General features: G+C 59.2%; 27 protein-coding genes. 16 read left to right on the top strand and 11 right to left on the bottom strand.

Features of this window, described 5'->3' with window-relative positions; genetic code table 11:
* Positions 1-5 precede the first annotated feature (5 nt).
* Positions 6-863, bottom strand: a complete 858-nt coding sequence (locus Q0802_RS05335) for a CoA ester lyase (protein ID WP_298914665.1) — start codon at positions 861-863, stop codon at positions 6-8.
* A gap of 331 nt (positions 864-1,194) precedes the next feature.
* Here Q0802_RS05335 and Q0802_RS05330 point away from each other — a divergent pair, with 331 nt between their 5' ends.
* Positions 1,195-1,527: a hypothetical protein gene (locus Q0802_RS05330; protein WP_298914662.1), complete on the top strand. Its 333-nt coding sequence runs from the start codon at positions 1,195-1,197 to the stop codon at positions 1,525-1,527.
* Positions 1,528-1,612: 85 nt separating this feature from the next.
* On the opposite strand, the gene Q0802_RS05325 is transcribed toward Q0802_RS05330, so the two are convergent.
* Positions 1,613-2,368 carry a sulfite exporter TauE/SafE family protein gene (locus Q0802_RS05325; protein ID WP_298914659.1) on the bottom strand — a complete coding sequence of 252 codons (756 nt, stop codon included), beginning with the start codon at positions 2,366-2,368 and terminating at the stop codon, positions 1,613-1,615.
* Between the two features lie 173 nt (positions 2,369-2,541).
* Between Q0802_RS05325 and mdh the strand changes: the two genes are divergently transcribed.
* From mdh to lpdA, 14 genes are all read left to right on the top strand, one after another.
* Positions 2,542-3,504, top strand: coding sequence for a malate dehydrogenase (mdh, locus tag Q0802_RS05320; protein ID WP_298914656.1), 963 nt, complete (start codon positions 2,542-2,544; stop codon positions 3,502-3,504).
* Between the two features lie 329 nt (positions 3,505-3,833).
* On the top strand, positions 3,834-5,027 hold the full coding sequence (gene sucC / locus Q0802_RS05315) for an ADP-forming succinate--CoA ligase subunit beta (RefSeq protein WP_298914653.1): 1,194 nt from the start codon (positions 3,834-3,836) through the stop codon (positions 5,025-5,027).
* On the top strand, positions 5,024-5,644 hold the full coding sequence (locus tag Q0802_RS05310; protein WP_298914650.1) for a hypothetical protein: 621 nt from the start codon (positions 5,024-5,026) through the stop codon (positions 5,642-5,644). The genes sucC and Q0802_RS05310 overlap by 4 nt, the downstream gene beginning before the upstream one ends.
* Before the next feature lie 5 nt (positions 5,645-5,649).
* On the top strand, positions 5,650-6,183 hold the full coding sequence (locus Q0802_RS05305) for a hypothetical protein (protein ID WP_298914647.1): 534 nt from the start codon (positions 5,650-5,652) through the stop codon (positions 6,181-6,183).
* Positions 6,180-6,662 carry a hypothetical protein gene (locus Q0802_RS05300; protein WP_298914644.1) on the top strand — a complete coding sequence of 161 codons (483 nt, stop codon included), beginning with the start codon at positions 6,180-6,182 and terminating at the stop codon, positions 6,660-6,662. The genes Q0802_RS05305 and Q0802_RS05300 overlap by 4 nt, the downstream gene beginning before the upstream one ends.
* Before the next feature lies 1 nt (position 6,663).
* A complete protein-coding gene (locus Q0802_RS05295) occupies positions 6,664-7,461 on the top strand; it encodes a methyltransferase domain-containing protein (protein ID WP_298914641.1) in 798 nt (265 codons plus the stop codon).
* Between the two features lie 54 nt (positions 7,462-7,515).
* A complete protein-coding gene (gene sucD / locus Q0802_RS05290) occupies positions 7,516-8,403 on the top strand; it encodes a succinate--CoA ligase subunit alpha (protein WP_298914638.1) in 888 nt (295 codons plus the stop codon).
* A 3-nt stretch (positions 8,404-8,406) separates the two neighbouring features.
* Entirely contained in the window at positions 8,407-9,081 is a 675-nt protein-coding gene (locus tag Q0802_RS05285) for a hypothetical protein (protein ID WP_298914635.1), read from the top strand.
* A gap of 3 nt (positions 9,082-9,084) precedes the next feature.
* Positions 9,085-12,039, top strand: a complete 2,955-nt coding sequence (locus Q0802_RS05280; RefSeq protein WP_298914632.1) for a 2-oxoglutarate dehydrogenase E1 component — start codon at positions 9,085-9,087, stop codon at positions 12,037-12,039.
* Positions 12,040-12,061: 22 nt separating this feature from the next.
* Positions 12,062-13,573: a 2-oxoglutarate dehydrogenase complex dihydrolipoyllysine-residue succinyltransferase gene (odhB, locus tag Q0802_RS05275; RefSeq protein WP_298914630.1), complete on the top strand. Its 1,512-nt coding sequence runs from the start codon at positions 12,062-12,064 to the stop codon at positions 13,571-13,573.
* A gap of 4 nt (positions 13,574-13,577) precedes the next feature.
* A complete protein-coding gene (locus Q0802_RS05270; protein ID WP_298914627.1) occupies positions 13,578-14,177 on the top strand; it encodes a hypothetical protein in 600 nt (199 codons plus the stop codon).
* Positions 14,174-14,557, top strand: a complete 384-nt coding sequence (locus Q0802_RS05265; RefSeq protein WP_298914624.1) for an MAPEG family protein — start codon at positions 14,174-14,176, stop codon at positions 14,555-14,557. The genes Q0802_RS05270 and Q0802_RS05265 overlap by 4 nt, the downstream gene beginning before the upstream one ends.
* Positions 14,554-14,967: an MAPEG family protein gene (locus Q0802_RS05260; RefSeq protein ID WP_298914621.1), complete on the top strand. Its 414-nt coding sequence runs from the start codon at positions 14,554-14,556 to the stop codon at positions 14,965-14,967. The genes Q0802_RS05265 and Q0802_RS05260 overlap by 4 nt, the downstream gene beginning before the upstream one ends.
* Positions 14,968-15,089: 122 nt before the next feature.
* Positions 15,090-16,478, top strand: coding sequence for a dihydrolipoyl dehydrogenase (gene lpdA / locus Q0802_RS05255; RefSeq protein WP_298914618.1), 1,389 nt, complete (start codon positions 15,090-15,092; stop codon positions 16,476-16,478).
* A 16-nt stretch (positions 16,479-16,494) separates the two neighbouring features.
* Here lpdA and Q0802_RS05250 read toward each other — a convergent pair whose 3' ends face one another.
* From Q0802_RS05250 to Q0802_RS05235, 4 genes are read right to left on the bottom strand one after another with little or no spacing between them, the layout of a single operon-like run.
* Positions 16,495-17,112 (bottom strand): MSMEG_1061 family FMN-dependent PPOX-type flavoprotein, encoded by a 618-nt coding sequence (locus Q0802_RS05250; RefSeq protein ID WP_298914615.1) that lies wholly within the window; start codon positions 17,110-17,112, stop codon positions 16,495-16,497.
* Positions 17,096-17,827: a lysophospholipid acyltransferase family protein gene (locus Q0802_RS05245; RefSeq protein WP_298914612.1), complete on the bottom strand. Its 732-nt coding sequence runs from the start codon at positions 17,825-17,827 to the stop codon at positions 17,096-17,098. Before Q0802_RS05245 ends, Q0802_RS05250 begins: the two co-directional genes overlap by 17 nt.
* Entirely contained in the window at positions 17,827-18,732 is a 906-nt protein-coding gene (locus Q0802_RS05240) for an FtsX-like permease family protein (protein WP_298914609.1), read from the bottom strand. The genes Q0802_RS05245 and Q0802_RS05240 overlap by 1 nt, the downstream gene beginning before the upstream one ends.
* Entirely contained in the window at positions 18,729-19,406 is a 678-nt protein-coding gene (locus Q0802_RS05235) for an ATP-binding cassette domain-containing protein (RefSeq protein WP_298914606.1), read from the bottom strand. The genes Q0802_RS05240 and Q0802_RS05235 overlap by 4 nt, the downstream gene beginning before the upstream one ends.
* Positions 19,407-19,572: 166 nt before the next feature.
* Here Q0802_RS05235 and Q0802_RS05230 point away from each other — a divergent pair, with 166 nt between their 5' ends.
* Entirely contained in the window at positions 19,573-20,451 is an 879-nt protein-coding gene (locus Q0802_RS05230; protein ID WP_298914603.1) for a zinc-ribbon domain-containing protein, read from the top strand.
* 13 nt (positions 20,452-20,464) lie between these two features.
* On the opposite strand, the gene Q0802_RS05225 is transcribed toward Q0802_RS05230, so the two are convergent.
* From Q0802_RS05225 to argH, 5 genes are all read right to left on the bottom strand, one after another.
* Entirely contained in the window at positions 20,465-23,071 is a 2,607-nt protein-coding gene (locus Q0802_RS05225) for a TIGR02302 family protein (protein ID WP_298914600.1), read from the bottom strand.
* 40 nt (positions 23,072-23,111) lie between these two features.
* Complete coding sequence (gene lysA / locus Q0802_RS05220; protein ID WP_298914597.1) at positions 23,112-24,377, bottom strand: diaminopimelate decarboxylase; 1,266 nt, start codon at positions 24,375-24,377, stop codon at positions 23,112-23,114.
* 122 nt (positions 24,378-24,499) lie between these two features.
* Complete coding sequence (locus Q0802_RS05215; RefSeq protein WP_298914594.1) at positions 24,500-24,832, bottom strand: DUF2834 domain-containing protein; 333 nt, start codon at positions 24,830-24,832, stop codon at positions 24,500-24,502.
* A 4-nt stretch (positions 24,833-24,836) separates the two neighbouring features.
* A complete protein-coding gene (locus Q0802_RS05210) occupies positions 24,837-25,010 on the bottom strand; it encodes a hypothetical protein (protein WP_298914591.1) in 174 nt (57 codons plus the stop codon).
* A complete protein-coding gene (gene argH, locus Q0802_RS05205) occupies positions 25,007-26,419 on the bottom strand; it encodes an argininosuccinate lyase (protein ID WP_298914588.1) in 1,413 nt (470 codons plus the stop codon). The genes Q0802_RS05210 and argH overlap by 4 nt, the downstream gene beginning before the upstream one ends.
* Positions 26,420-26,421 lie beyond the last annotated feature (2 nt).

Raw genomic sequence — 26,421 nt, 5'->3', positions numbered from 1 at the left:
GGGGGCTACTCCGCTGCGAGGGCTTGGATTGCGTCCATCTTTGCCAGTGTTTCACGGGCAGTTGCAACATGTAGATTTTCGACGATCCGCCCATCAACAACGGCAACGGCCTGCCCCTGCGCTACCGCAGCTTCATAAGCTTCAATCTGGCGCGCGGCCAGTTCCAGATCGGATGGCGACGGCGAATAGGCTGTATTGGCGATATCAAGTTGTGCCGGATGTATCAGGGTTTTGCCGTCAAATCCCATATCGCGGCCCTGTGCACATTCCGCCGCAAGACCTTCCTCATCCTTGAAGGCGTTATAAACCCCGTCGATGATTGCCACCCCGTGCGCCTTGGCGGCCAGGACACAAAGACCCAGACCGGTCATCAGCGGCAGGCGATCCGCCCGGTGTCTGGCGTTCATGTCCTTGGCCAGATCATTGGTCCCCATCACCATCCCGTGGCAGCACGGATGCGCCGCAATCTGGCTGGCATTGAGCATGCCCAGCGGTGTCTCCATCATCGCCCAAAGCGGCACATCACCTGTCAGTTCCGCCAATGCGTCCAGATCTGCCGGGCCGTCGACCTTCGGCAAAAGCACCGCATCCGCACCCACATCACGCGCGGCCTGAGCATCAGCAAGACCCCAGGGCGTGGACAGCGCATTGATCCGCACGATTTTCACCCGCGCCCCATAGCCACCTTCGTCGAGCGCCTCGACCAGCAATTCCCGGGCGGCTGCTTTTTCGTCCGGGGCCACTGCATCTTCGAGGTCAAAGATAATTGCGTCTGTTGCCAATGACTTGGCTTTCACCAGTGCGCGTGGCTTGGAGCCAGGAATGTACAGGACAGAACGCAAAGGGCGGGGTTGTGCAGTCATCGGAACGGTTCCAGTTAGGCAGGTTGTTACAAAGTTGCGCAGAATTGCGCATTTTTTTAAGGAAAGTTCAAGCTGAATCATGCCGCATCGCAGCAAAGATCAAATGCAATCTTTTTGAGTTCGGTCGATTAACCATTATTTCAACCCTGAGACGGATGCTGGTCGCGTCGAATGTCTCCAGGAGCAGATGTTGCAGCAAGGCCGCTGTGCGCTCGGTATCAAAGGGATGTTGCAGACATTTATCTTGAACCGGGGCCGCCCGGTCATCGCCGGGAATCCGGTTGGGCCAGATGACAAAGGGTGCAGCCTTTCGAATGAAGGCAGACACATTATGACACGCATAACAAAGATGCTGCATCTGGGCGCCCTGAGCGCGGCAGCCGCAATTTATATCGCCTCCACCACCGATGCAGCTGCGCAAAATGCGCGAAATTGTGCACCACGTGAGGCTGTTGTTGACCGGCTTGCAGAAGGCTACGGCGAATCCCGTCAGTCCATGGGGCTGGGCGCAAACAACGCCGTGATTGAAGTATTTGCTTCTGACGAGACCGGCACCTGGACCATCACGGTGACCACGCCGAACGGTCTGACATGTCTTGTCGCTTCCGGTCAGTCCTTCGAGACGCTTGCAGAAGCACTGCCCGCCAAGGGTAACGACGCCTGATTTCAAGCTCGGTGTTTCTCGCCGTATCAGGCCCTGCCGCGCGACTGCGGGCATAAAATTCCGCGGGTGCCGATGACATCGGCACTCAGGTAAGACCGTCCCATATCAGCTTGATTCCCGTCAGGCTCAGCAAGACATACGTCAGGGCGAAGAAAAGCCGCTCGGGAACCATGTAATGGGCACGCACACCCAGCCATGCTCCGAAAAGGGCGAAGGGTGCCAGCACCAGATTCGCTGTTGCGGTTTGCAGGGTGAACATGCCCAAAAAGGCATATGGTACGAATTTTGCAATATTGATCACCCAGAAAACCAGAACGGTTGTCGCCTGATATTGGGTCTTCGACACCTTTCTTGACAGCAGATATACAGCGGCCGGCGGCCCACCGGCATGGCTTACAAAACTGGTGAAACCTGCTACGGCCCCCGCAAGCGCGCCGGCCCAGTTGGGAAGCTTGTGGTTCCCCATTTTCACCCAACCGCGTTTGACCGATAGCTGCCAAAGCACAAAGCCGACGGAGATCGCCCCGATCAGAACGCGAAAGACGTCCGGCTCCGCAATCCGGTAAAGCGCGGTACCAAGCGCCACGCCCGGCAGCCCTCCCAGTATCAGCAAGACGGCAGCCCGCCCGTCCCATTTTCGCCAATAGGGACGCAAGGTAGACAGATCGATCAGCATCAAGAGTGGCAGCATCACGCCCAGCGCCTGACCCGGTTCGATGACCAGCGCCAGCACGCTGGCGGCCGCAAACGCCGCCCCTGACCCAAATCCGCCCTTGGAAATACCTGCGAACACAACAGCAGGCCCCGCTACGGCAAAAAATACCCAGTCCAGCACCAGCATTCGTTGCCCCTTTTTCGCGCAGACCGCCCTGCGGTCCTGCCGGAAATCCGCGATTCGCCTGAGCGAAGATCACGATATCGCGCTGGCGAACACAACACCGCAACGCAACTTGCGCTGGCACGCGCTATTGGATAGCACAGGCGCAATCTCAACCGAACGCGGAGAAATATCTCATGGCCAGACCCAAAATCGCACTGATCGGCGCCGGCCAGATCGGCGGCACGCTCGCCCATCTGGCAGCACTCAAGGAATTGGGCGACGTCGTCCTTTTCGACATTGCGGAAGGCATTCCGGAAGGCAAGGCGCTCGATATCGCAGAGAGCGGACCATCTGCCAAATTCGACGCAGCGATGTCGGGCACACAGTCCTATGAGGATATCGCGGGTGCCGATGTTTGCATCGTAACAGCCGGGGTGGCCCGCAAGCCGGGCATGAGCCGCGATGATCTTCTGGGCATCAACCTCAAGGTCATGAAATCCGTGGGCGAAGGCATCCGCGACCATGCGCCGGACGCTTTCGTCATCTGCATCACCAATCCGCTCGACGCGATGGTCTGGGCGCTGCGCGAATTCTCCGGCCTGCCCCATGCGAAAGTCTGCGGCATGGCGGGTGTGCTGGATTCGGCCCGGTTCCGTCACTTCCTGGCGGACGAATTCGACGTTTCCATGAAGGATGTCACGGCCTTTGTTCTGGGCGGTCACGGCGACACTATGGTGCCGCTCGTGCGCTATTCCACCGTGGCTGGCATCCCCCTGCCCGACCTGGTCAAGATGGGATGGACAACCCAGGACAAGCTGGATGCGATCGTCCAACGCACCCGTGATGGCGGTGCTGAAATCGTTGGGCTGCTGAAAACCGGCTCTGCCTTTTACGCGCCCGCAACCTCGGCCATTGAGATGGCGGAAAGCTACCTGAAAGACCAAAAACGCGTTCTGCCCTGTGCTGCTTATGTGGACGGGGCCTATGGTCTGAACGGATTTTACGTGGGCGTACCGACTGTCATCGGTGCGGGCGGCATCGAACGGGTTGTCGAAATCTCCATGGACAGCGATGAGCAGACCATGTTTGACAATTCGGTCAACGCAGTCAAAGGGCTGGTCGAGGCCTGCAAAGGGATCGACGGCAGCCTGTCGTAATTTCCACTTGCTTTGAACAGGAAGGGGCGTGTTTCGGCAGGCCCCTTTGCTTTTGGCACACCCCTTGGTCGCCGAGCGACTCCCCCAAAGGTACCTCTGTCGACAATTCCACGCGCAGCGCCCGAAGGATCGAAAGGCTGCGAATCCCCTCATTTTAAAGAGATTCGTTCGCATCACGTGATTTGTGATCACAGCATTTCATCGTGTGATCACAAAACTGGATTTTCACCAACCGATCTCCCGCGAAATGGAAAAACCGGTTCCATACCATCCCGTTTGCCGCTTTAAATCCAGCAAGATCTGATCCAAACAGCACGGGACCCTATTCCATGAATATCCACGAATATCAGGCGAAAGCATTGTTGCGCAGCTACGGGGCACCCGTTTCGGACGGTCGGGTGGTGTTGCGATCAGAAGAGGCCAAGACAGCCGCAGGTGCGCTTGATGGTCCGCTGTGGGTGGTCAAAGCGCAAATCCACGCCGGGGGGCGTGGCAAGGGCAAATTCAAGGAAGGTGACGCTGGCGAGAAAGGCGGTGTGCGCCTGACCAAATCGGTTGAAGAAGCCGCCGAGGAAGCCAAAAAAATGCTGGGCCGCACTCTTGTCACACATCAGACCGGGCCCGTGGGCAAACAGGTCAACCGCATCTACATCGAAGACGGTTCGGGCATTTCCACCGAAATGTACCTGGCGCTGCTGGTCGATCGCCAAACATCCCGCGTGTCCTTCGTCTGCTCAACCGAGGGCGGCATGGACATCGAAGAAGTGGCCGCCAGCACGCCCGAAAAAATCCTGTCCTTCTCCGTTGATCCGGCCTCGGGGTATCAGGCGTTCCATGGCCGCCGCATCGCTTTCGCACTGGGTCTGGAGGGCAAGCAGGTCAAACAATGCGTGGGTCTGATGGGGCTGCTTTACAACGCCTTCATGGAAAAAGACATGGAGATGCTGGAGATCAACCCGCTGATCGTGACCGACGGCGGTGATCTGAAAGTGCTCGACGCCAAGATCAGTTTTGACGGCAATGCGATCTATCGCCACCCCGATATTGCCGAGTTGCGCGATGTGACCGAAGAGGACAGCAAGGAACTGGAGGCGTCGAAATACGACCTCAACTACATCGCGCTGGATGGTGAGATCGGCTGTATGGTCAACGGTGCGGGGCTGGCCATGGCGACGATGGACATCATCAAGCTTTATGGTGCGGAGCCTGCGAATTTCCTCGACGTGGGCGGCGGGGCCACCAAGGAAAAAGTCACCGAGGCCTTCAAGATCATCACCTCCGATCCCAACGTCAAAGGCATCCTCGTGAACATCTTCGGCGGCATCATGCGCTGCGATGTGATCGCCGAGGGCGTGGTCGCCGCGGTCAAAGAGGTGGGCCTCAAGGTGCCGCTGGTGGTGCGTCTGGAAGGCACCAACGTGCAGCAGGGCAAGGACATCATCAACAATTCCGATGTCGACGTGATCGCCGCCGATGATCTGAAAGACGGTGCGCAGAAAATCGTGAAGGCCGTCAAGGGGTGAGCACTGGTCCGACCTATAGGTCGGCCAACGTTCCCGAGGAACGTTTGAGGTCTGAGCGGGCAAAGCCCTGGATCGGTGTCCGGTCCGAAGGGGCTGTCGCCCGCGTGCTCGGTCTGGGAGCTTTGGGATTTGCCCTGAGCCTCGCATCCCCCACCTCTGCGCAGAGCTTTGAGGAGGCTGTGTGGACCAACGCCAGCCTCGCGTTGCAATTCTGCCTGAGCGGGTTTGCAGCCCCGGAAGACAGGGCAAGCTGGTTCCGGGATGCAGGCTTCGCTGAACAGGTGAGCCGATCACAGGTCAATTCTGACACCACACATTTTTTCTCCGCGCCCGCTGATACTGTGTCGGTCGAGCTATATTACGGGGAGATGCCGGAGCATTGCATCGTGACCAGCGACCATATGGGCGTTGCGCGCGGCAGCGCCTTGCTGGACGCGCTGATCCCGCAAATCCTGCCGGGTTACCTGCGCAGAACAGTCGCAGGTGCCGGGGCCAATTGCGTCACCTACGAGGATCCGACAAACCCTATCGGTCAGATCGTCGGCGTTGTGGCGCGCGGTGATCTGGGCTGCGTCGAAAATGGCACCGTGCGCTTTTACAGCAGCTATAGGGTGTAGTGACGATGCCTGCACCCTTGATCATCGCTTTGTCCGGCTCATTGCTGATGGCCGCCTGCGCATCCGGGCAAGTCTCCCCCGACACCGCTGAGCTGCGTAATATGTGGCGTGCCAATCTGGTGCCCAAAAGCAATCCTGCGTCGATGGTCCGGGCGTTCGAGCGGTTTTGCGTGCAGGCTCCGCAGGATCGCAGCGCGTCGGAGCAAAAGCTGCGCAATGCCGGATATGTGCCTCTGCCTCAGGAAGTTGCGGGTGTCAAAGCCTACGTCGTTGATGATCGGCGCCCCGCCGTTGCGGTGTCGGATACCATGTGCCTTGTGCAGGCAGAGTCGCGCACAGGTCAGACCACTCGATTCCAGAATTTCGTCGCCGAAACCTATCCGGAGGCGCAACCCGTTGATCCCGCGCCGCTGGGCGACAACATCGAGCAAGCCTGGTCCGTGCCCTCCGATCCACCTCAGCTGATTGCCACCGAGCGGACGGAAAGTTTCGGATGGTATCGCTATGCCCTGATCCTATTCCAGCCGGGGGCGCCATGATCCGCAGCCTGATCATATCCTGCCTTTTAGCGTCGCCTGGAACGGCGGGGACGGTGGCGAGCACGGCCATCGACAGTTTCAACGCGATCTGTTTCAAGGCCGGTCAGACCGCCGCCGAGGCCCGCATGCGGATGGAGGCGCGCGCAGGCAGCCCCCTGCCGTTCGATCTGACGTTCTGGGATAAAACCCTGCAACCGGCCCCCGATGCGCCGCCCAAAATCGAGCGGCGCTGCGAAGTGGCATTTGATGGAGACCACACAGGCACAGCGATTGCAGCCTTGCGCAAGCAGATGGCCACGCCGCCTGTCTTCGGCTTCGCAATTGACCTGCCCGACACCCACGCCGAGGCGTCGGGAACCGCGCTCATCGAAGGGCGCGAATTGCTCCGGGGCCGTGTCGCGGTGGTGCATGTAGGCACCCGCGACGGCCAGACCTTCATGGCGGTCGACAGGCTGCCCCGTGGCTGGGAGGGCGGCTGAGATGCTGGATGCTGCACCCCGCCCCTGCCCCTGTTGCGCGGCAACAGACGCTGCCCCCTGGGAACAATATTCTCCGCCCGACTGGCAGATTGTGCGCTGTACCGCCTGCGATATGACCTACCTGCGCAATCCGGTTGCCTATGAAGCGCTGGAAGAGGATTTTGCCTGGGAAAAGACCTATGAGGTCAAGAAAGAAGCCACGAAAGGCTCCACCTCACTCAGCCCCGGCATTCGCGCCTTGCGTCAGAAACTGGGCCTGACCCATCGCAACAAACACGACAGGTATCGGGCGTGGTTCAACGACGGGCATGTGCTCGATATCGGCTGCGGGCATGGCGCGCGCATCGCCCCGCCCATGACGCCCTACGGCATTGAACTCTCCAAATCCCTGCATGCCCAGGCCGACGCCTACATGCGGCAGCAGGGTGGTTATTGCGCCCATGGCGCGGGGGCCGAAGCGATCTGGACGTTTGATGAAGGCCAATTCGACGGGATCATCATGCATTCCTATCTGGAGCATGAAACCGAAGTGATGCAGGTCCTGAAGGGATCGCATCGCGCGCTCAAGCATAGCGGTGCCGTCTACATTCGCGTGCCGAACTTCGGCTCGCTGAACCGCCGTGTGGTGGGGGCCAAATGGTGCGGGTTCCGGCATCCGGACCACGTCAACTACTTCACTCTGAAAACACTGACCGAGACCTGCCGCAAGGCTGGTTTCACAACCGAACTGATCAACAGGATCGCCCTGCCGGTGGATGACAACATCACCGTGCTTTTGCGCAAAGCAGGGGCTCCATGACCCAGACCACTCAACATCTCATCCGGACCTTGAAATACCAAAAAGGGAACCAAAATGGCCGTACTTATTGACGAAAACACCCGCGTGATCTGCCAGGGGCTCACCGGCAGCCAGGGCACATTCCACTCCGAACAGGCCATTGCTTACGGCACCAAGATGGTCGGCGGTGTAACGCCCGGCAAGGGCGGTCAGACGCATCTCGATCTACCGGTCTTCAATTCCGTGCATGAAGCGCGCCATGCCACGCAGGCCAATGCCTCCGTGATCTACGTGCCGCCGCCCTTTGCCGCGGATTCCATTCTGGAAGCCATTGATGCGGAGATGGAACTGATCGTCTGCATCACCGAAGGCATCCCGGTGCTGGACATGATGAAGGTGCAGCGCGCGCTCGAAGGGTCTGCATCGCGGCTCGTGGGGCCGAACTGCCCCGGGGTGATCACGCCCGATGCCTGCAAGATCGGCATTATGCCCGGCCATATCCACAAGCGCGGATCGTGCGGCGTGGTCTCGCGCTCCGGCACGCTGACCTATGAGGCGGTCAAACAGACCACCGATCTGGGCTATGGCCAGTCCACGGCGGTGGGCATCGGCGGCGACCCGATCAAGGGGACCGAGCATATTGACGTTTTGGAAATGTTTCTGGCTGACGACGAGACGCAAAGCATCATCATGATCGGGGAGATCGGCGGCTCTGCGGAAGAGGATGCCGCGCAGTTTCTGGCCGATGAGAAGAAGAAAGGCCGCTGGAAGCCCACCGCGGGTTTCATCGCGGGCCGCACCGCCCCTCCGGGCCGCCGCATGGGTCACGCTGGTGCCATTGTTGCCGGTGGCAAGGGCGGTGCCGAAGACAAGATCGAAGCCATGCGCGCGGCGGGTATCGTCGTCGCCGACAGCCCCGCCACGCTGGGCGAAGCGGTGAAAGAGGCGATTGAGAAAGGCTGATTCATGACTATACGTCTCCGGCGACTAACAACTGGCATTTCCCTGACAGCGAGCCTGTTGGTGGGAAGCCCTGTGGTTGCCGGAGAACTTTTGCAAGCAACATCCAACATCTGTGTTACCAACGGCACCGACAAAAACGCGGTGGTCGACGCGGCCATGTCCCTTGGATGGACACCTGTGAAACCTGTTAATTTTTCCGGAAATCTACGCGAACTTTATGCAGTCAGTTTTCTTGCAAACGCAGCTTACAAAAATGAGCATTCTCCGACGTGGGAACAAGCATGGAACGAGGGCTTATTGAAAGCCGACCGACACACCGACAGAGGAGCAAAAACGAGCAAGTTCTCTTCTGCCGACCTGTTCACCCGGGACGGTGATACCGCATTGCTATTTGTGGAAAGTCGGACACTTCCCAATTGGTTTCATCTGTCTTGCTATGTTGTTGATAGCAAATATGCCTTCGACAACGCAGCCACCATTCCCGATGCCGGGGCCAAGAGGTTGGATCCTGCAGGGGTTCTCAGCATAGTTCTTGCAGAACAAGTCAAATTGGGTGCGTTCAAGGTAGCGCGCACCGGAATACGCCTTGATGCCGATTTGGTAACCGCTTCTCTTGGCCACCCGATACCCGCCACCGCGTACGTACTCACATTCGTCAGCGGCTCTCCAAAGGACTGAAAAATGACCGAACACTCCCCCAACGACCAGTTCCATGCTTCCTCCTTCATGCAGGGGCACAATGCGGAATATCTTGAACAGATGTACGCGCGATACGCCAATGACCCGAACGCGGTTGATGACGCGTGGCAGGCGTTTTTCAAGGCGATGGGGGATGATGAGGTCTCCGTCAAGCGCGAGGCGCAAGGCCCGAGCTGGGCGCGCACGGATTGGCCGCCGCAGCCGGGCGATGAGATGACGCAGGCGCTCACCGGGGAATGGGCCCCCGAAGCCGAACTCAAAGGTGCGGGCGACAAGATCAAGGCCAGGGCTGCCGCTGCCGGTGTTGCGGTCACCGATGACCAGATCAAACGCGCCGTGCTTGACTCTATCCGTGCGCTGATGATCATCCGCGCCTACCGCATCCGCGGCCATCTGGTGGCCGATCTTGACCCGCTGGGCATGCGCGAGATGACACCGCACCCCGAGCTTGACCCGAAATCCTACGGTTTCACCGAGGCCGACATGGACCGGCCCATCTTCATCGACAAGGTGCTGGGGCTGGAGACCGCCTCGATGCGCGAAATCCTGTCGATCGTGCGGCGGACCTACTGCGGCACCTTTGCGCTGCAATACATGCATATTTCCAACCCCGAAGAGGCGGGCTGGCTGAAAGAGCGCATTGAGGGGTTCGGCAAGGAGGTGTCTTTCACCCGCGAAGGACGCAAGGCGATCCTGGCCAAGCTGGTGGAGGCCGAAGGCTTCGAGAAATTCCTGCATGTCAAATACATGGGCACCAAACGCTTTGGTCTGGACGGCGGCGAAAGCCTGGTGCCGGCGATGGAGCAGATCATCAAGCGCGGCGGGGCGCTGGGGGTCAGGGATATCGTGATCGGCATGCCGCACCGGGGGCGTCTGTCGGTGCTGGCCAATGTGATGGCCAAACCCTACAAGGCGATTTTCAACGAGTTTCAGGGCGGCAGCTTCAAGCCCGAGGATGTGGATGGCTCGGGCGATGTGAAATACCACCTCGGGGCGTCGTCAGACCGCGAGTTTGACGGCAATACCGTGCACCTCAGCCTGACGGCCAACCCCTCGCATCTCGAAGCGGTCAACCCGGTGGTTCTGGGTAAGGCACGCGCCAAGCAGGACCAGAACAACGATGATGCGCGCACCTCCGTGATGCCGATCCTGCTGCATGGCGATGCGGCTTTTGCGGGTCAGGGCGTGGTGGCGGAATGTTTCGCGCTCTCGGGCCTCAAGGGGCACAAGGCGGGCGGCACCATGCATATCGTGGTCAACAACCAGATCGGCTTTACCACCGCGCCGCATTTCTCGCGCTCCTCGCCCTATCCCACGGATAACGCGCTGGTGGTCGAAGCGCCGATTTTCCACGTCAACGGCGATGACCCGGAGGCGGTTGTGCATGCCGCCAAGGTCGCCACGGAATTCCGCCAGAAGTTCCGCAAGGATGTGGTGCTCGACATCTTCTGCTACCGCCGCTTCGGCCATAACGAAGGTGATGAGCCGATGTTCACCAACCCGGTGATGTACAAGCGGATCAAGGGGCACAAGACCACGCTCACGCTTTATACCGAACGGCTGGTCAAGGACGGTCTGATCCCGGAAGGCGAGATCGAGGATATGAAGGCCGCGTTTCAGGCCTATATGAACGAAGAGTTCGAGGCCGGGAAGGAATACCGGCCTAACAAGGCCGACTGGCTGGACGGCAAGTGGTCGCATCTGGACAAGCAGAAGAACAGGTATCAGCGCGGCAAAACCGCCATTGCCAAGGGTACGTTCAACGAGATCGGCAGCGCGCTGACCACCGCACCGGACGGCTTTCCCATGCACAAGACCGTGGGGCGCTTGCTGGAGGCCAAAAAGGGCATGTTCGAGAGCGGCGAGGGCATCGACTGGGCCACGGCCGAAGCGCTGGCCTTTGGCTCGCTGCTGACCGAAGGCTACCGGGTGCGGCTGGCCGGGCAGGACAGCACGCGCGGTACCTTTTCGCAGCGCCACTCCGGTTTTGTCCATCAGGAGACGGAGGAGCGGTATTATCCGCTCAACAACATCAAGGCGGGTCAGGCGCATTATGAAGTGATCGATTCGATGCTGAGCGAATATGCGGTGCTGGGCTTTGAATATGGTTATTCACTGGCCGAGCCCAATGCGCTGACACTCTGGGAAGCGCAGTTCGGTGATTTTGCCAATGGCGCGCAGATCATGTTTGACCAGTTCATCTCAAGCGGCGAAAGCAAATGGCTGCGCATGTCCGGTCTGGTCTGCCTGCTGCCGCATGGGTTCGAGGGTCAGGGGCCGGAGCACTCTTCGGCGCGGCTGGAACGCTTCCTGCAGATGTGTGGTCAGGACAACTGGATCGTGGCCAATTGCACCACACCGGCGAATTACTTCCACATCCTGCGGCGGCAAATTCATCGTTCTTTCCGTAAACCGCTGATCATGATGACGCCAAAATCGCTGTTGCGTCACAAACTGGCGATCAGCCGGGCTGAAGAATTCACCACCGGCTCGAGTTTCCACCGTCTGATGTGGGATGACGCCCAGCAGGGCAATTCCGACACCAAGCTGGTGGCCGACAACAAGATCAAGCGCGTGGTGATGTGCGCGGGCAAGGTCTATTATGATCTGCTCGAAGAACGCGATGCGCGCGGGATTGACGACATCTATCTGCTCCGGGTCGAACAGTTCTATCCGTTCCCGGCGCAATCGGCGGTCAAGGAGCTGGAACGGTTCAAGCAGGCCGAGGTGATCTGGTGTCAGGAAGAACCGAAAAACCAGGGGGCCTGGACCTTTATCGAACCCAACATCGAATGGGTTCTGGGACGCATCAAGGCCAAACATACGCGGCCCGTTTACGTCGGGCGCGCCACATCCGCGTCCCCGGCAACCGGTCTGGCCAGCCAGCACAAAGCACAACAGGCAGCGCTCGTGGATGACGCGCTGACCCTCAAGTAATCATGGGCGAAGGAAAATACACATGACCAGCGAAGTTCGCGTCCCGACACTGGGCGAATCCGTTACCGAGGCCACCGTCGCCACCTGGTTCAAGAAACCCGGCGATGCGGTTGCCGTGGATGAAATGCTCTGTGAGCTGGAAACCGACAAGGTGACCGTTGAGGTGCCGAGCCCCGTGGCCGGAACCCTCGCCGAAATCGTTGCCGCCGAAGGGGAGACCGTGGGGGTGGATGCTCTGCTGGCAAATATCTCCGAAGGGAGCGCAGGTGCCGTGAGCAAAGCTCCCGCCGCTGCGCCCGCCCCGGCCGCTGACGCGCCCGCGGCCGCGGGTGGCTCCGTGGACGTCATGGTGCCCACCTTGGGTGAAAGCGTCACCGAGGCCACAGTCAGCACCTGGTTCAAGAAAGTCGGCGACAGCGTGGCACAGGACGAGATGCTCTGCGAGCTGGAGACCGACAAAGTCAGCGTCGAGGTGCCGGCACCTGCTGCCGGCACGCTCACCGAAATTCTGGCCCCCGAAGGCGCGACCGTGGACGCCAGCGCCAAGCTCGCGGTCCTAAGCGCCGGTGCCGGAGCCGCCGCAACCCCCGCTGCTGCCCCAAAAGCGCCAGTGAACCCTGCGCCCTCCAGCGGCAGCAAGGATGTGGAAGACGCGCCGTCGGCCCGCAAGGCCATGGCGGAAGCCGGTGTCAGCCGCGATCAGGTCACAGGGTCCGGCCGTGACGGGCGGGTGATGAAAGAGGACGTAAACGCGGCCATTGCTGCCGCCAGTGCTGCCCCGGCACCTGCCGCTGCTCCCGCTGCCCCCCGCGCGCCTGTAGCCGCCAATGATGCCGCCCGCGAGGAGCGGGTGAAGATGACAAGGCTCCGGCAGACCATCGCCAAACGCCTCAAGGACAGCCAGAACACCGCTGCCATGCTGACCACCTATAACGAGGTCGACATGACCGAGGTCATGGCGCTCAGGAATGAATACAAGGACCTGTTTTTGAAAAAACACGGGGTGAAACTGGGCTTCATGTCCTTCTTCACCAAGGCCTGTGTGCATGCGCTGAAAGAAGTGCCCGAAGTGAATGCGGAGATCGACGGCACCGACATCGTCTACAAGAACTTCGTACATATGGGCATCGCCGCAGGCACGCCCACGGGGCTTGTGGTGCCGGTCATCCGGGATGCCGATGCCATGAGTTTCGCCGCCATCGAAAAGGCGATTGCGGAGAAAGGCGCGCGGGCGCGGGATGGCAAACTCTCCATGGCTGAAATGCAGGGCGGCACCTTCACCATCTCCAACGGCGGCGTCTACGGCTCACTGATGTCCTCCCCGATCCTGAACCCGCCGCAATCGGGTATTCTGGGCATGCACAAGATCCAGGACCGACCCATGGCGATCAAAGGTCAGGTGGTGATCCGCCCGATGATGTATCTGGCACTTTCCTACGACCACCGGATCGTCGACGGCAAAGGGGCCGTGACCTTCCTTGTGCGGGTGAAAAAAGCGCTGGAGGATCCGCGGCGGTTGCTGATGGATTTGTGAGACCATGATTGCGGAATCGATATCTGCGGTTCGAAGTTCGGGTCAAACACTTAATCGGTTCTGCTTTGGCTTCCTTGCCTTAGCAGGGCTGTACTATGTAGACATGTTGCCGGTGAGGTTTTTCGACAACTTAGGAAACGAGGGACCCGTATCGTTTCAATTAATAATACTGTACGTCTTAGTGTTTGTGCTTTCTTTAGCGCTCGGAACGATCGTCATGTTTTTAGGATGTATTGGTCAAGGGAAACGGTTTTCCGAAAAAAGCTTTGCGCTCAGGGCCAAAAGAGTTGGGGACACGCAAAACGCACTGCTTGCCGAATTCCTTCGAGACGCAAATAACAAGCATCAAACGGCTTCTGGAATTGCGGGTTTGTTGGTGTTTCTGACGGCGGCACTAATTGTTGGGATTTTACTTAACTCGTGGAACCATTCTGAGGTCTTTTCAGAAGATGTTTCCGCAAGTTCGGGCGGTTGGCGTAGTATTGCGGCTATTATGGTCGGCACTGTTCTCAGTCATCTGATGAGGGCTTCAGCTGCTGCCGGAATCGTAGCATTAGACGAACTGCTTTTTGAGGACGAATCTGAAGGGGGCGAACAAAAATGACCGAAGTCACCATCCTCGCCCTTTACGGCCTTCTGGTCATTCTCACGCTGATCCTGCAGGCCACCGGCGCCATGACCCAGTTGGGCATGGGGTATCTGCTCTCCAGCCGCGATGAGCAGCGTACCGTCTCCGGCATTGCGGGGCGTCTTGACCGGGCGCTCAGCAATTCTGTCACGGCAATGGCGCTCTTTGCCCCCGCCGTTCTGCTGCTGGAAGTGACCCAGAGCACCTCCAACGCCAGCCTGCTGGCCGCACAGGTCTTTCTGATCGCGCGGCTTGTGTATCTGCCCGCCTATGCCTTGCGCATCACCGGCATTCGCAGCCTCGCCTGGATGGTCGGGATCGTCGCCACCATCGCGCTTTACCTGCTGGCGTTATGACACCTGAACTGACGGCGCTGACGCTGGCCGCTTTGCTGCAGCTGGTCCAATTCGGCCTGATGGCGGTGCCTGCCAATCTGGAACTGGGCACCGGTAAAACCCTTGGACCCCGCGACCCCAAGACCCTCGGTGCCGCGAAACTTGATGCATTAGTCTCTGACCGCACAGGCCGTTTGTTCCGCGCCATGAACAACCATTTCGAAGCGCTGATCCTTTTTACCATCGCGGTGCTGGTCGTGACCCTTGCGGAGCAATCCAGCCCTGTGACACAGACCTGCGCCTGGGTCTATCTTGCCGCCCGCTTGGCCTATGTGCCGGCCTATGCCTTCGGGCTGGTGCCGTGGCGGTCGCTCATCTGGTGTGTGGGATTTTCGGCAACCTGCGTAATGTTGCTTGCAGCCCTGATCTGAGCAGGTGAGTATGCAGGTCAATAGAGAACGATTTGGTTTGAACGGTGTACGGTCGGTGCACAGATAGTGCACAGGCTGTGCATAGCGGAAAAAGACTTTGAAATACCTCCAAGGAGAGACCCATGGCAAGTTATGACGTCATCATCATCGGCTCCGGACCCGGCGGCTATGTCTGCGCGATACGCTGTGCGCAACTGGGTCTGAAAGTGGCCTGTGTGGAGGGGCGCGATACGCTCGGCGGCACCTGTCTGAACGTGGGCTGCATCCCCTCCAAGGCGCTGCTGCACGCCAGCCATATGCTGCATGAGGCGGAGCATAATTTCGCGGCAATGGGTCTGAAGGGCAAATCCCCGTCGGTCGATTGGAAACAGATGTTGTCCTATAAATCCACGACCATTGAGCAGAACACCAAGGGGATCGAATTTCTCTTTAAGAAGAACAAGGTGGACTGGTTGAAAGGCTGGGGCTCGATCCCTGAAGCGGGTAAGGTCAAGGTCGGTGACGAGGTGCATGAAGCCAAGAACATCATCATTGCCTCGGGATCTGAGCCTGCGTCCCTACCCGGTGTCGAGGTCGATGAGAAGGTCGTTGTCACCTCCACCGGCGCGTTGGAACTGGGCAAGGTGCCCAAGAAGATGGTGGTCATCGGCGCGGGTGTGATCGGGCTGGAACTGGGGTCTGTCTATGCGCGGCTCGGGGCCGAGGTTACCGTGATCGAGTTTTTGAAATTCGTCACCCCCGGCATGGACGGCGAAATCCAGAAAACATTCCAAAGAACGCTGAAAAAGCAAGGGCTTACCTTTGTCATGGGGGCCGCCGTTCAAAAGACGGATGCCACAAAAACCAAGGCCAAAGTGACCTATAAGCTGCTCAAGGACGACAGCGAACATGTGGTCGATGCGGATGTCGTTCTGGTTGCGACCGGGCGCAAACCCTTCACCGAAGGTCTGGGCCTTGACGGATTGGGCGTGGAGATGACCAAGCGTGGCCAGATCGCGGTCAATGCCAAGTGGGAAACCAATATCCCCGGTATCTATGCGATCGGCGATGTGATCGAAGGGCCGATGCTGGCGCATAAAGCCGAAGACGAAGGCATGGCCGCCGCCGAACAGGTTGCAGGTAAGCATGGTCATGTGAATTACGGCGTTATTCCGGGGGTGATCTACACCCATCCGGAGGTGGCCAATGTGGGTGCCACCGAAGAGATGCTCAAGGAAGAAGGTCGCGCCTATAAGGTTGGCAAGTTCAGCTTCATGGGCAATGGACGGGCCAAGGCGAATTTTGCCGGTGACGGCTTTGTCAAGATACTGGCAGACAAGGAAACGGACCGGATATTAGGCGCGCATATCCTGGGACCTGCGGCAGGTGATCTGATCCATGAGATTTGCGTTGCCATGGAATTCGGGGCGTCAGCGGAAGACCTTGCGATGACTTGCCACGCGCACCCGACTTATTCCGAAGCTGTGCGTGAAGCAGCACTTGCCTGTGGGGATGGTGCCATCCATATGTGACCCGGCCCGCCCGGGGCTACCACATGGTTTTCGCGGCGCGCGCCCCCCACGCATCATCATAGGGTGCGCCGCCTTCTTCCCCATCGGTCATTTCCGCCAAGATTTGGCCGACACTGGGCAAGTCGACCGCCTGATCAGTCCCGGACCAGACTGCCGAGCGCAGAAAAGCACGCGCGCATTGCGTGTATATCTCTCTGATTTCAATGATGATCACAATCGCGGGGAGCTTTGTACCCTTGGCAAACCGATGCCGGATTTCTGTATCAGCCGTCAGCCACGCCTGCCCGTTCACCCGGACGACGTTATTCGACCCCGGCACGATGAACATCAGCGAAACACGCCCATCTTCGACAATATTTCGCAGCGAATCCAACCGGTTGTTGCCACGCCAATCGGGCATTGCAAGAGTCCCGCGGTCAAGTTCCAGCACCACCGGCCCGTCATCACCGCGCGGGCTGCCATCGGTGCCTGCCGCACCAACGGTACTCAGAACACAGAGCTTCGAGGCCGTGATCCACTTGCGATAGAGCGGCGTCATGCGGCCTGCAACCTTGCGCAGCGACGGTGCGCCGGGCTTGCCGTAAAGCTCCAGCAATGCGTCCGTTGTCTCAATCTTCTCAGGACGTTTCGTCACGCTCAAATCCCGCCTCAACCATCAATGCATCGGAGCGATCTTCAACCGATGTCTCCAGCTCTTTCATGAAGGCGTTCCGCTCCATGCCGGGAGCAATCTGTGGCATGAATTCCACAACCGCGACGCCGGGTTTGCGCAACATGCCGCGCTTCGGCCACAAGACACCGACGTTTGTGGCCACAGGTACGCATGGCTGGTTCAGCTGTTCATACAAGACGGCTGTACCGACCTTGTAGGGCATTTTCTTGCCCGGTGGTACGCGCGTCCCCTGCGAATAGATAATCAGCTGCCCGGGTTCAGCACGGCCCGCATTCACATCTGCCACCATCTTTTCGATGGCCGCACCGCGTTTGCCACGATCAACCGCAACACAGCCCAGACGCCGGGCATATTGCCCAATCACCGGGGTCATGAGTATTTCCTTTTTCATAATGAATTTGGCGGCCGGAAGCGCGGTGAAGATCATCATGATGTCCAGGAAACTCTGGTGTTTGGCGGCAATCAGCGCCTCTCCCTGAGGCACCGTGCCCCGCACTTCGCAGCGCAGACCAACCATCCAGCTTGCTGTCCAGAAAACGTAGCGCGAATAGGTTTTGCAGGCGGCATACGCACCCTTACGGCTGAACATCGCCCAGGGTGCAAAGAGCAGACCAACAACCGGCATGGAGATATACATTTGAATGATGAATATCACCGACCGAACGTATTGAAACATCACGCCAACCTCTTCAGTGCGCGGCCCGCCGCAGCGCCCGTTGCGAAGAAAGCAAAACAAGCGGCAAGCAGGGGAATGGTGAAAGGCAAAAACCAATGCCAGCCCTGAAAGCCCAGACCGGTTAAAAAGCCGCCGGTGTCGGAAGCTGCGGGTAAAAACAGCAAAGCTGTCATCGCGATAACGGATCCAACCAGAGCCCCGCCAAAAGCGCGCAGGGTAAAGCGCCGGATGAATGCCTGAGCAATGTAGCGATCCGTGGCCCCAACCAACCGCAGAACGGCAATGACTTGCGCGTTGGCAGCCAGCGCCGCATTGGCGGCCAGTGTGATCATAGCAGCCACTGACACACCCAATAGGGCTGCCGACAGCCAACCCAGCAGCTTCAGTCTGTTGGCCGCCTGCACAAGCGGTGCGCGCCATTGTGTATGATCGTCCAGAACGGCACCCGGAACCTCTGCCGCCAATCGCAAACGCAACCCCGCCGCATCAAACCCGCTGTCTTCTTCGATGACCTCGATCAGCCTCGGCACCGGCAAGGCCTGAAGGTCCAGATCAGCACCAAACCACGGGGCCAGAAGCGCCTGTTGCTCGGCGTCATCCAAAGCCCGCGCAAAAGCCACGCCAGCAGTGGTTTGCAGAATGCCCAAAGCAGCCTCGGTTTGCGCCGCTCTTTGATCGAGTGGGGCCACGATGCGGATGGTTGAGGAACGCGCCAGTTCGTCGCCCCAACGCACAGCCAGTCGACCGGAGGCAAGTGACAAAGCCATCGCAAAAACGGCAAGGAACGCCATGGCGCCAGCGGCGAACACGGTCAAATGGGCGGTAAATCCCGTTGGCGGGACAACCCGGTCAGCCTGACGATCCCCCCAGACAAGACGGCGCAAATCTTTGCTGACGACTTTCATAGGTCGGCTCCGGCAAGTTGGACGCGCTGGTTTGCAATGCGCAGAACCCGGGCCTGAACCTGGCTTTTGGCGGCGCGAATGAGGCTGAGATCATGGGTTGCGACCAATACGGTCTTTCCCATCTTGTTGAGTTCCACCAACAGCCTGAGCAGACGTTGCGACATTTCCCAATCCACGTTGCCGGTCGGCTCATCGGCAAGAATGACATCTGGTGACATGATCACAGCGCGTGCGAGCGCCGCGCGTTGCCGCTCGCCTCCCGATAATTCTGGCGGAAGAGCATCCGCGCGGTGCGTCAGACCAACCCAGGCCATCAGCTCTGTCAGATCATCGCCTGCGGCATCCACGTGACGGCCAGACACACTGAGCGGCAAGGCGATGTTTTCCGCAACTGACAGATGGTTGAGAAATTGACAATCCTGATGCACGACACCCATGCGACGTCTCAGAACCGCAATCCCATCGCGCTCCATTTTGCGCAGATCGTCGCCGAAAAATGTCACCTCACCGGAAGTCGGCAATAGAGCGCCGTAGCATAATTTGAGCAAGGTCGTTTTCCCGGCGCCTGATGGGCCTGTCAAAAAATGAAAGGACCCCGGAGCCAGTTTGAGCGAAATCTCAGAAAGTAGCGCGCCGCCGCCATAGCTGTAGGCGACATTATTCAGCTCGATCACACGGTCCCCCGAAAAACTTCTGCGCTGTTGTGCCTCAGCACCGGTCTGGTTTCAATGCATCACATACCTGCATTGTTCGCAGTTAACACTTTTCGCACAGCGATGATGGCAATATGGTGCAGAAAAAAACAACAGGAACCGGGGTTGATATGCAGCAGGATGTAACATGCGCTTGATTTGTCCCAATTGCGACGCGCAATACGAAGTGCCCGATGCTGTGATGCCACTGGATGGGCGGGATGTACAATGCTCCAATTGCGGGAAGACCTGGTTTCAGGAACACCCCGACGCGGTGGCAGAGGCAGAAGAGGCCGAGCGACTGGCCCCGCAGCCGGATGAAGAGGTCATTCGGCCTGACGAAGACCCCGCCGAGACACCACGCGAGGATGAAGAGCCCCAGGCAGACCCTGCCCCGGTGGCCGACGAAATCCCCGAAACACCTCAGGACGACGAGACCATCGGGCAACCCACACGCAGATCACTGGATCCCAATATTGCAAACCTGCTGCGCGAAGAAGCGGAGCTGGAAGCGCGGGCACGTCAAAACGAAACTTCAGGGACCGTGGAGAGCCAGCCGGATCTAGGCTTGGACGACGCGGATGGCAGCAATGAGGCCCGTAAACGCGCACGCGAAGCGCGAGACCGCATGGCGCGGATGCGCGGCGAAGATCCGGCCGAATTCGCCATGGAGACAGCCGCGGCCATCGGATCACGCCGCGACCTGCTCCCCGATATCGAAGAGATCAATTCCACGCTAAGGTCCAACAGCGACCGCTCACCCAACGATGATCCCGGCCAGACCGCTCAGGTCGAAGCGCAAGAAAAGCGTCGCTTCGGGCGCGGGTTTCTGACGGCAGTCTTTACGGTTGTGGTACTCGTTTGTCTTTATGTGTACGCGCAGCCGGTCGCAGAGACCCTGCCGCAGGCCGATCCATGGATCAGTGCCTATGTCGGATACGTCGATCAAGGGCGTATGTGGCTCGATACCAAAGCCGAGGGCGTTCTGAGTTGGCTGGATGCCGCCGCCGATTCAAGCAGTCGCTAAAACGGGCAGACGGCTAGAACCGATCCAGCAACCGTTTGAGATAGTCACGCTCGACTTCCGGGCGTTCGACCTGTCCCGAACGGCGGCGAATTTCATCCAGAAGTTCGCGCGCCCGACCATAGGCATCATCGTTGAGCGCCAAGGGGCCATTGTCCCCATCCGCGCCTGAATTACCTGCTTCGCGACCCAGTGGATCGCGGTTTTCCGCACGGCGGTCGGACTGCTGTGTCCCCTGCCCCGGCTGCTGGTTCTGTTCCTGCTGCGCCATCATTTCGCCCAAGGCACGCATGCCTTCTCGCAACGCCTCCATGGCCTGACCCTGATTGTCGATTGCTTCCGCCAGATCGTCGTTCCGCAGCGCCTCTTCGGCGTCATCCATCGCACGACCGGCCCGATCCAACGCCCCTCTGGCCGCATCCCCTTCGGTGGTGCCAGCTCCCGGCAGATTTTGCTGTTGGCGGCGCAATTCCTCACGCAGCGCACGCTGACGCTCGGCGATAGATCCCTCTGTGCCCTGCCCTTGCTGTCCCTGCGACGGATCACCATCCTGCGCCCCGCTTTGTTGGTCTCCGCCTTCACCGCGACCCTGCTGCCCTTCATGACTTTGACCCTGGCCCTGCCCGCCGTTGCGCCCTTCGTTGCCTTCACTTTCGCCAGCCTGCGCACCGGGATTGAATTGTTCCTGAAGATCACGGAAAGCCTGATCGGACAGCCCTTGTTGTTCACGCAACGTTTCTGACAGACCTTCCATGGCCTGCTCGCCAGCGCTTTGCCCGCCCTGTCCCTGTTGGCTTTGGGTGACGCGCATATTTTCCATCATTTCCTGCAATTCCTGCAGAGCCTGTTGCGCCTCAGCCATCCGGCCTTGTTCCATCAGTTCCTGAATGCGGTCCATCATCCGCTGCAGGTCATCCTGGGTCATCTGCATGGAATTCTGCTGGTCCCCGGGCGGGCCGTTTTGGTTTTCCTCCTGCTGACGCTGCGCTTGACGAGAGAGCTGTTGCAGATAGTCTTCCGTCGCTCGGCGGAGCTCACGCATCAATTCCGCAATCTCCTCGTCCGATGCGCCGTTCTTGATGGCTTCGTTCAGGCGTTCCTGTGCCCGGCGCATGCGCTCGGCAGCATCCGCCAGATCACCCTCTTCGAGAATGAGCGCCAAATCCCACATCTCCTGCGCCAGATCTTCCTGCATGTCATCGCTGAGGCCATAGTTGGCAAAAGTCTCCAACTGACGGATCACCTTGCGCAGGCGCAAGGCGTCGGTCTGTTTGCGAAACAAGTCTTCCGGCAGATAGGAGGTTGCGCGCAAAATCTGGCTGATGCGCCCGTTGTTGACACGCGACCACAGCAAATCTCGGCGCTGTTCGATGACCGCCGCCGCGACCGGATCAAAGAAACGGCGCCCCGGCAAAACCATCGGGCGCGGTGCTGTCTCAAACTTTTGCTCCGCGCCATCAAGGGCCGAAAGATGCGCCAGCACAGGCAGATTAGCCCATGGATGTTCGGAAAAATCCTCAATCAGATTTTCCTCGAAGGCGCGTCGGTTGCCCGCGATCGGGGTTGGCAGGGGTACAATGAGATCCGGACGCGTTTCCGGATCAATTGTCAGGCCATAACGCCGTTCCACCGATGCCAGATCGAGCGTGAAGCGCGCTTCACCGGCCTCGACGCCGTAATCGTCGCTCGCCTCGAAAGGCAATGTCATTTCCCCCATGGCGGAGGCGTCAGGGTCAGCGAGGACCGCAATCTGGGGCGGCGCATCGGGAATGACCTCGATCTCCCAACTGCGCCCACCGGGACCGTTGATGGTGACCGTGCCATTCTGAACAACGGTGAAATCCTGCGCAGGGTCCGATGCGGGCGGAACGTCGGTCCGGCCGGATACCGTTTCCGATAAGGTGAGGGCACCGACCTCTCCATAGAGCCGCAGCGTGATGAGGCTGCCAACAGGCACACGCAACGCCCCTTCGGCGATATCGTTGAGGTAGATCGTCGGGCGCCCTGTGTAACGCGGGCTTTCAGCCCAGCCTTCCCAAACCGGCCCTGCGGCAAGACCTGCGCCACCAGGGGCCATCTGCGCCACGGAACCGACACGCCAGATGGAGCCAAAGAGAAGGGCTATTCCAAACACCAGAATGGCCAGGTAGCGAAGCGCATAAGGATCGCGGGCAGAAACCCGCAGATCAGCTGCCACCGGTTCGGCACTGGCTGCCCGCGCCGCCATGCGCGCCTGATGTGCCCGCCACACTTCGGTCGATGCGGCGTCATCTGCCCCAATCGTCTGTTGATCCGACAGCGCCTGAAGCGGGCGCCCCGGAAGGCTGGCATCAAGACGGGCAACTGCCTGCACCTTCGACGGCACGCGGAATTTGACAAAGGCGTACCCGAGCGTTGCAAGAGCACCGGTCCCGGCAATGACCGCGGCGGCCCAGACGACTTCCACGATCACAACATCCTGAAGCCCCAGCATCAGGGCACCCAGGACGAAAAGGCAAACCGTCAGGAGCGGCCAGAGGCTTTGAACAAGCGCCTCGGCCAGCATTCCCAGCCAAGTGAGTCGCAAAGGCCAGCGGACAGCCCTAAGGCTGCGCTGCGCATCATGGTTTGAAAAAGACGCCATCGCTTGCTCTCCGCAGGTCCATAACCGCGGGAATACGCGATTAGAGCCATTCCGGGATGGTATCGCGATTTATCATTTCGTCAAAGGTCGGACGTCGGCGAATAACCGCAAATTGATCTTTATTCACCAGAACTTCGGGAATAAGGGGCCGGGAATTGTATTCACTGCTCATCACGGCACCATATGCCCCGGCAGAACGAAAGGCGACAAGTTCGCCCGCCGCGACCGGCGGCATGATCCGCGCCCGGGCGAAAGTATCGCCGGATTCGCACACCGGCCCCACAATATCATATTTGACCTGCTCGACCCCGGGCGCTGGTTCAACAACCGGAATGATATCGTGATAGGCTTCATACATCGCCGGGCGGATGAGGTCGTTCATGGCACCATCAATGATCAGGAAATCGCGATCCTCACCGGATTTCACGTAGATGACCTCGGAGACCATCAAACCCGCGTTTCCGGCGATCAGCCGTCCGGGTTCGATTTCGATCTCGCAGCCCAGATGACCTAAGGTGCGTTTGACCATGGCGCCATAATCGACCGGCAGCGGGGGCGCCTGATTGTCGCGCGCATAGGGAATGCCCAATCCCCCCCCCAGATCAAGACGACGGATCAAGTGCCCCTCCGCGCGCAGGACTTCCGTCAATTCCGCAACCTTTTGATAAGCCAGTTCAAAAGGCGCGAGATCGGTCAGCTGGCTGCCGATGTGAACGTCAATACCAATGACCTCCAACCCCGGCATTGAAGCGGCCAAAGCATAGACTTCGCGAGCGCGGGAAATGGGAATACCGAATTTGTTTTCAGACTTTCCAGTGGCGATCTTGGCGTGGGTTTTCGCGTCCACGTCCGGATTGACCCGGATCGTAATCGGCGCAACTTTTCCCATCGCGAGGGCCGTCGCATTCAAGACAGCCATCTCGGGCTCGGATTCCACGTTGAACTGGCGGATACCGCCCTCAAGCGCCAGTCTGATTTCCCCAGCGGTCTTGCCGACACCAGAGAACACGATCTTGTCACCCGAAACCCCGGCGGCTTTGGCCCGCAGGTATTCGCCACCCGAGACCACATCCATACCCGCGCCGGCCTGTGCCAGGGTGCGCAGGATCGCCTGATTGCTCGCCGCCTTCATCGCGTAGCACACGAGGTGGTCTGTGCCCTCGAGCGCATCGTCGAAGAGACGGAAATGGCGCAGCAGCGTTGCCGTGGAATAGACGTAAAATGGCGTGCCTACAGCTTTCGCAATCTCGGCCACTGGCACATCTTCGGCAAAAAGCGCGCCTTCACGATAAAGAAAATGATCCATGATCCGCCCACCTGACCGAGTTAAAACCAGTGCGTCATATCAGACCGGCATTCTAACGCAATTGCAGGACGCGTGGATTGCGCGTTTCTGTTGCTGGGTGGTTTCATTTAGAAACCCAAATGTCAGGATAGGGCATTGCCCTGGCCCGGGCGCGCGCGCAAAAACAGATAAAGGGGCAGTCCACAGCTTACGCCGATGCAAAAGGTTGCTGGCACGGCCAGAAGGCCAATCCAGCGCCTTTGCTGAACGCTTTCGACAATCACCCAAAGGGTCAGCGCGCTGGCGGCGATGGTCAGATCCCAGACCAGGCCGCTTGAGGCCGCGTTCGCGTGCCAGGCATCCACCATGGCCATGAGATCATAGCCATTCTCGTTGAACCACTGCAAGAAGTAGCTCATCGGATGGATGGTACCCCAGACGGCGAGGGCGAGATAGATCAGCCTGAGGGGCGACACAAAGCTACAGCCCTAGCCACAGCGACAATGGTCCCTTGGAAAGCCCCACGCTTGCGCTGGGATAAATGCCGTTCTGATCTATGGTGACGCCCCCGTTGACGCGCGGCGCAATGGGTTCGCCATCCGCCCCACAAGCGGCCAGCGTCAACACCATCATCACAGTTGCCAAACGGATCACGTGATCATCTCCTTCCAACGGGCGACTTGCGCGCGCACCTGAGACGGTGCGGTGCCCCCGTAGGATGTACGACTATTAACTGAATTTTCCACACCGAGCACGTCAAAAACGTCAATCGTGATGTCCGGATGGGCGGATTGCATGTCGTCAAGGCTCAACTCGGGCAGATCACAGCCTTTGCTTTCGGCCAGTGCAACAAGGCTGCCGGTGATATGATGCGCCTCCCGAAAAGGCAGGCCAAGTATACGTACCAGCCAGTCAGCGAGATCCGTTGCAGTGGAAAACCCGGAGCCCGCAGCTGTCGCCAAGCTCTCCCGGTTCGCGGTCATGTCTGTGACCATTCCCGTCATGGCGGCAAGGGCCAGCATCAAGTTGTCGGCGGCATCAAAAACCTGTTCCTTGTCCTCCTGCATATCCTTGGAATAGGTCAGCGGCAATCCCTTCATCACCATCATCAACGCCGTATTCGCTCCGAAAATACGGCCGACCTTGGCGCGGATCAGCTCGGCCGCATCGGGGTTTTTCTTTTGCGGCATTATGGAGGATCCGGTTGAAAACCGGTCACTCAGGGTAACAAAGCGGAATTGGGCGGAAGACCAGATCACCAATTCTTCGGCAAAGCGGCTGAGGTGCATCGCGCAAATGCTCGCGGTGCTGAGAAATTCCAAAGCGAAATCCCGATCACTGACCGCATCCAGCGAATTGGCAGCCGGCGCATCAAACCCAAGTGCCCGGGCTGTCATGTGCCGGTCGATGGGGAATGAGGTGCCCGCCAAAGCTGCGGCCCCCAGAGGAGAGGTGTTCATCCGTGCCCGCGCATCACGTACCCGGCTCAGATCGCGCCCGAACATTTCCACATAGGCCATCATATGGTGACCCCAGGTGACGGGTTGCGCCGTTTGCAAATGCGTAAAGCCCGGCATGACCCAATCAGCGCCAGCCTCAGCCTGCGCCAGAAGCGCTTTGATCAACGCCCGCAATCCGCCTTCCGCGGCATCCAGTTGATCGCGCACCCAAAGCTTGAAATCCGTTGCGACCTGATCGTTGCGGCTGCGCCCGGTGTGCAACCGCCCGGCAGGTTCGCCAATGATTTCCTTGAGCCGCGCTTCAACATTCATGTGAATATCTTCGAGCGCGGTAGAAAACTGAAAGCGCCCGCTTTCAATTTCTGACAAGACTGTGAGCAGACCTTCCCGAATGGCATCAACATCGCTAGTTTGCAAAATGCCTGTCGCTCCCAACATCGCGGCATGCGCCCGCGACCCTGCAATGTCCTGCGCCGCCATCCTTTGGTCAAACCCGATCGAGGCATTAATTGCCTCCATGATCGCATCCGGCCCGGCGGCAAAGCGACCGCCCCACATCTGGTTGGAGGCATTGGAGGAATTCGTGTCGGGCGTGTCGGTCATCT

It is taken from the genome of uncultured Roseobacter sp., assembly GCF_947495275.1.
In the GTDB taxonomy this organism is placed as follows: Bacteria; Pseudomonadota; Alphaproteobacteria; order Rhodobacterales; family Rhodobacteraceae; genus Roseobacter.
The sequence above is the reverse complement of the archived record's forward strand: the minus strand, read 5'-3'. Positions and strand labels throughout refer to the sequence as shown.

What these genes read in the sequence shown, in the direction of transcription:
- Q0802_RS05245 (WP_298914612.1), bottom strand. Translation starts at nt 17,827, where the DNA reads ATGTTTCAATACGTTCGGTCGGTGATATTCATCATTCAAATGTATATC.
- mdh (WP_298914656.1), top strand. Translation starts at nt 2,542, where the DNA reads ATGGCCAGACCCAAAATCGCACTGATCGGCGCCGGCCAGATCGGCGGC.
- Q0802_RS05225 (WP_298914600.1), bottom strand. Translation starts at nt 23,071, where the DNA reads ATGGCGTCTTTTTCAAACCATGATGCGCAGCGCAGCCTTAGGGCTGTC.
- Q0802_RS05240 (WP_298914609.1), bottom strand. Translation starts at nt 18,732, where the DNA reads ATGAAAGTCGTCAGCAAAGATTTGCGCCGTCTTGTCTGGGGGGATCGT.
- argH (WP_298914588.1), bottom strand. Translation starts at nt 26,419, where the DNA reads ATGACCGACACGCCCGACACGAATTCCTCCAATGCCTCCAACCAGATG.
- Q0802_RS05270 (WP_298914627.1), top strand. Translation starts at nt 13,578, where the DNA reads ATGATTGCGGAATCGATATCTGCGGTTCGAAGTTCGGGTCAAACACTT.
- Q0802_RS05335 (WP_298914665.1), bottom strand. Translation starts at nt 863, where the DNA reads ATGACTGCACAACCCCGCCCTTTGCGTTCTGTCCTGTACATTCCTGGC.
- Q0802_RS05300 (WP_298914644.1), top strand. Translation starts at nt 6,180, where the DNA reads ATGATCCGCAGCCTGATCATATCCTGCCTTTTAGCGTCGCCTGGAACG.
- Q0802_RS05280 (WP_298914632.1), top strand. Translation starts at nt 9,085, where the DNA reads ATGACCGAACACTCCCCCAACGACCAGTTCCATGCTTCCTCCTTCATG.
- lpdA (WP_298914618.1), top strand. Translation starts at nt 15,090, where the DNA reads ATGGCAAGTTATGACGTCATCATCATCGGCTCCGGACCCGGCGGCTAT.
- sucC (WP_298914653.1), top strand. Translation starts at nt 3,834, where the DNA reads ATGAATATCCACGAATATCAGGCGAAAGCATTGTTGCGCAGCTACGGG.
- odhB (WP_298914630.1), top strand. Translation starts at nt 12,062, where the DNA reads ATGACCAGCGAAGTTCGCGTCCCGACACTGGGCGAATCCGTTACCGAG.
- Q0802_RS05325 (WP_298914659.1), bottom strand. Translation starts at nt 2,368, where the DNA reads ATGCTGGTGCTGGACTGGGTATTTTTTGCCGTAGCGGGGCCTGCTGTT.
- Q0802_RS05285 (WP_298914635.1), top strand. Translation starts at nt 8,407, where the DNA reads ATGACTATACGTCTCCGGCGACTAACAACTGGCATTTCCCTGACAGCG.
- Q0802_RS05260 (WP_298914621.1), top strand. Translation starts at nt 14,554, where the DNA reads ATGACACCTGAACTGACGGCGCTGACGCTGGCCGCTTTGCTGCAGCTG.
- Q0802_RS05305 (WP_298914647.1), top strand. Translation starts at nt 5,650, where the DNA reads ATGCCTGCACCCTTGATCATCGCTTTGTCCGGCTCATTGCTGATGGCC.
- Q0802_RS05230 (WP_298914603.1), top strand. Translation starts at nt 19,573, where the DNA reads ATGCGCTTGATTTGTCCCAATTGCGACGCGCAATACGAAGTGCCCGAT.
- Q0802_RS05295 (WP_298914641.1), top strand. Translation starts at nt 6,664, where the DNA reads ATGCTGGATGCTGCACCCCGCCCCTGCCCCTGTTGCGCGGCAACAGAC.
- lysA (WP_298914597.1), bottom strand. Translation starts at nt 24,377, where the DNA reads ATGGATCATTTTCTTTATCGTGAAGGCGCGCTTTTTGCCGAAGATGTG.
- Q0802_RS05265 (WP_298914624.1), top strand. Translation starts at nt 14,174, where the DNA reads ATGACCGAAGTCACCATCCTCGCCCTTTACGGCCTTCTGGTCATTCTC.
- sucD (WP_298914638.1), top strand. Translation starts at nt 7,516, where the DNA reads ATGGCCGTACTTATTGACGAAAACACCCGCGTGATCTGCCAGGGGCTC.
- Q0802_RS05330 (WP_298914662.1), top strand. Translation starts at nt 1,195, where the DNA reads ATGACACGCATAACAAAGATGCTGCATCTGGGCGCCCTGAGCGCGGCA.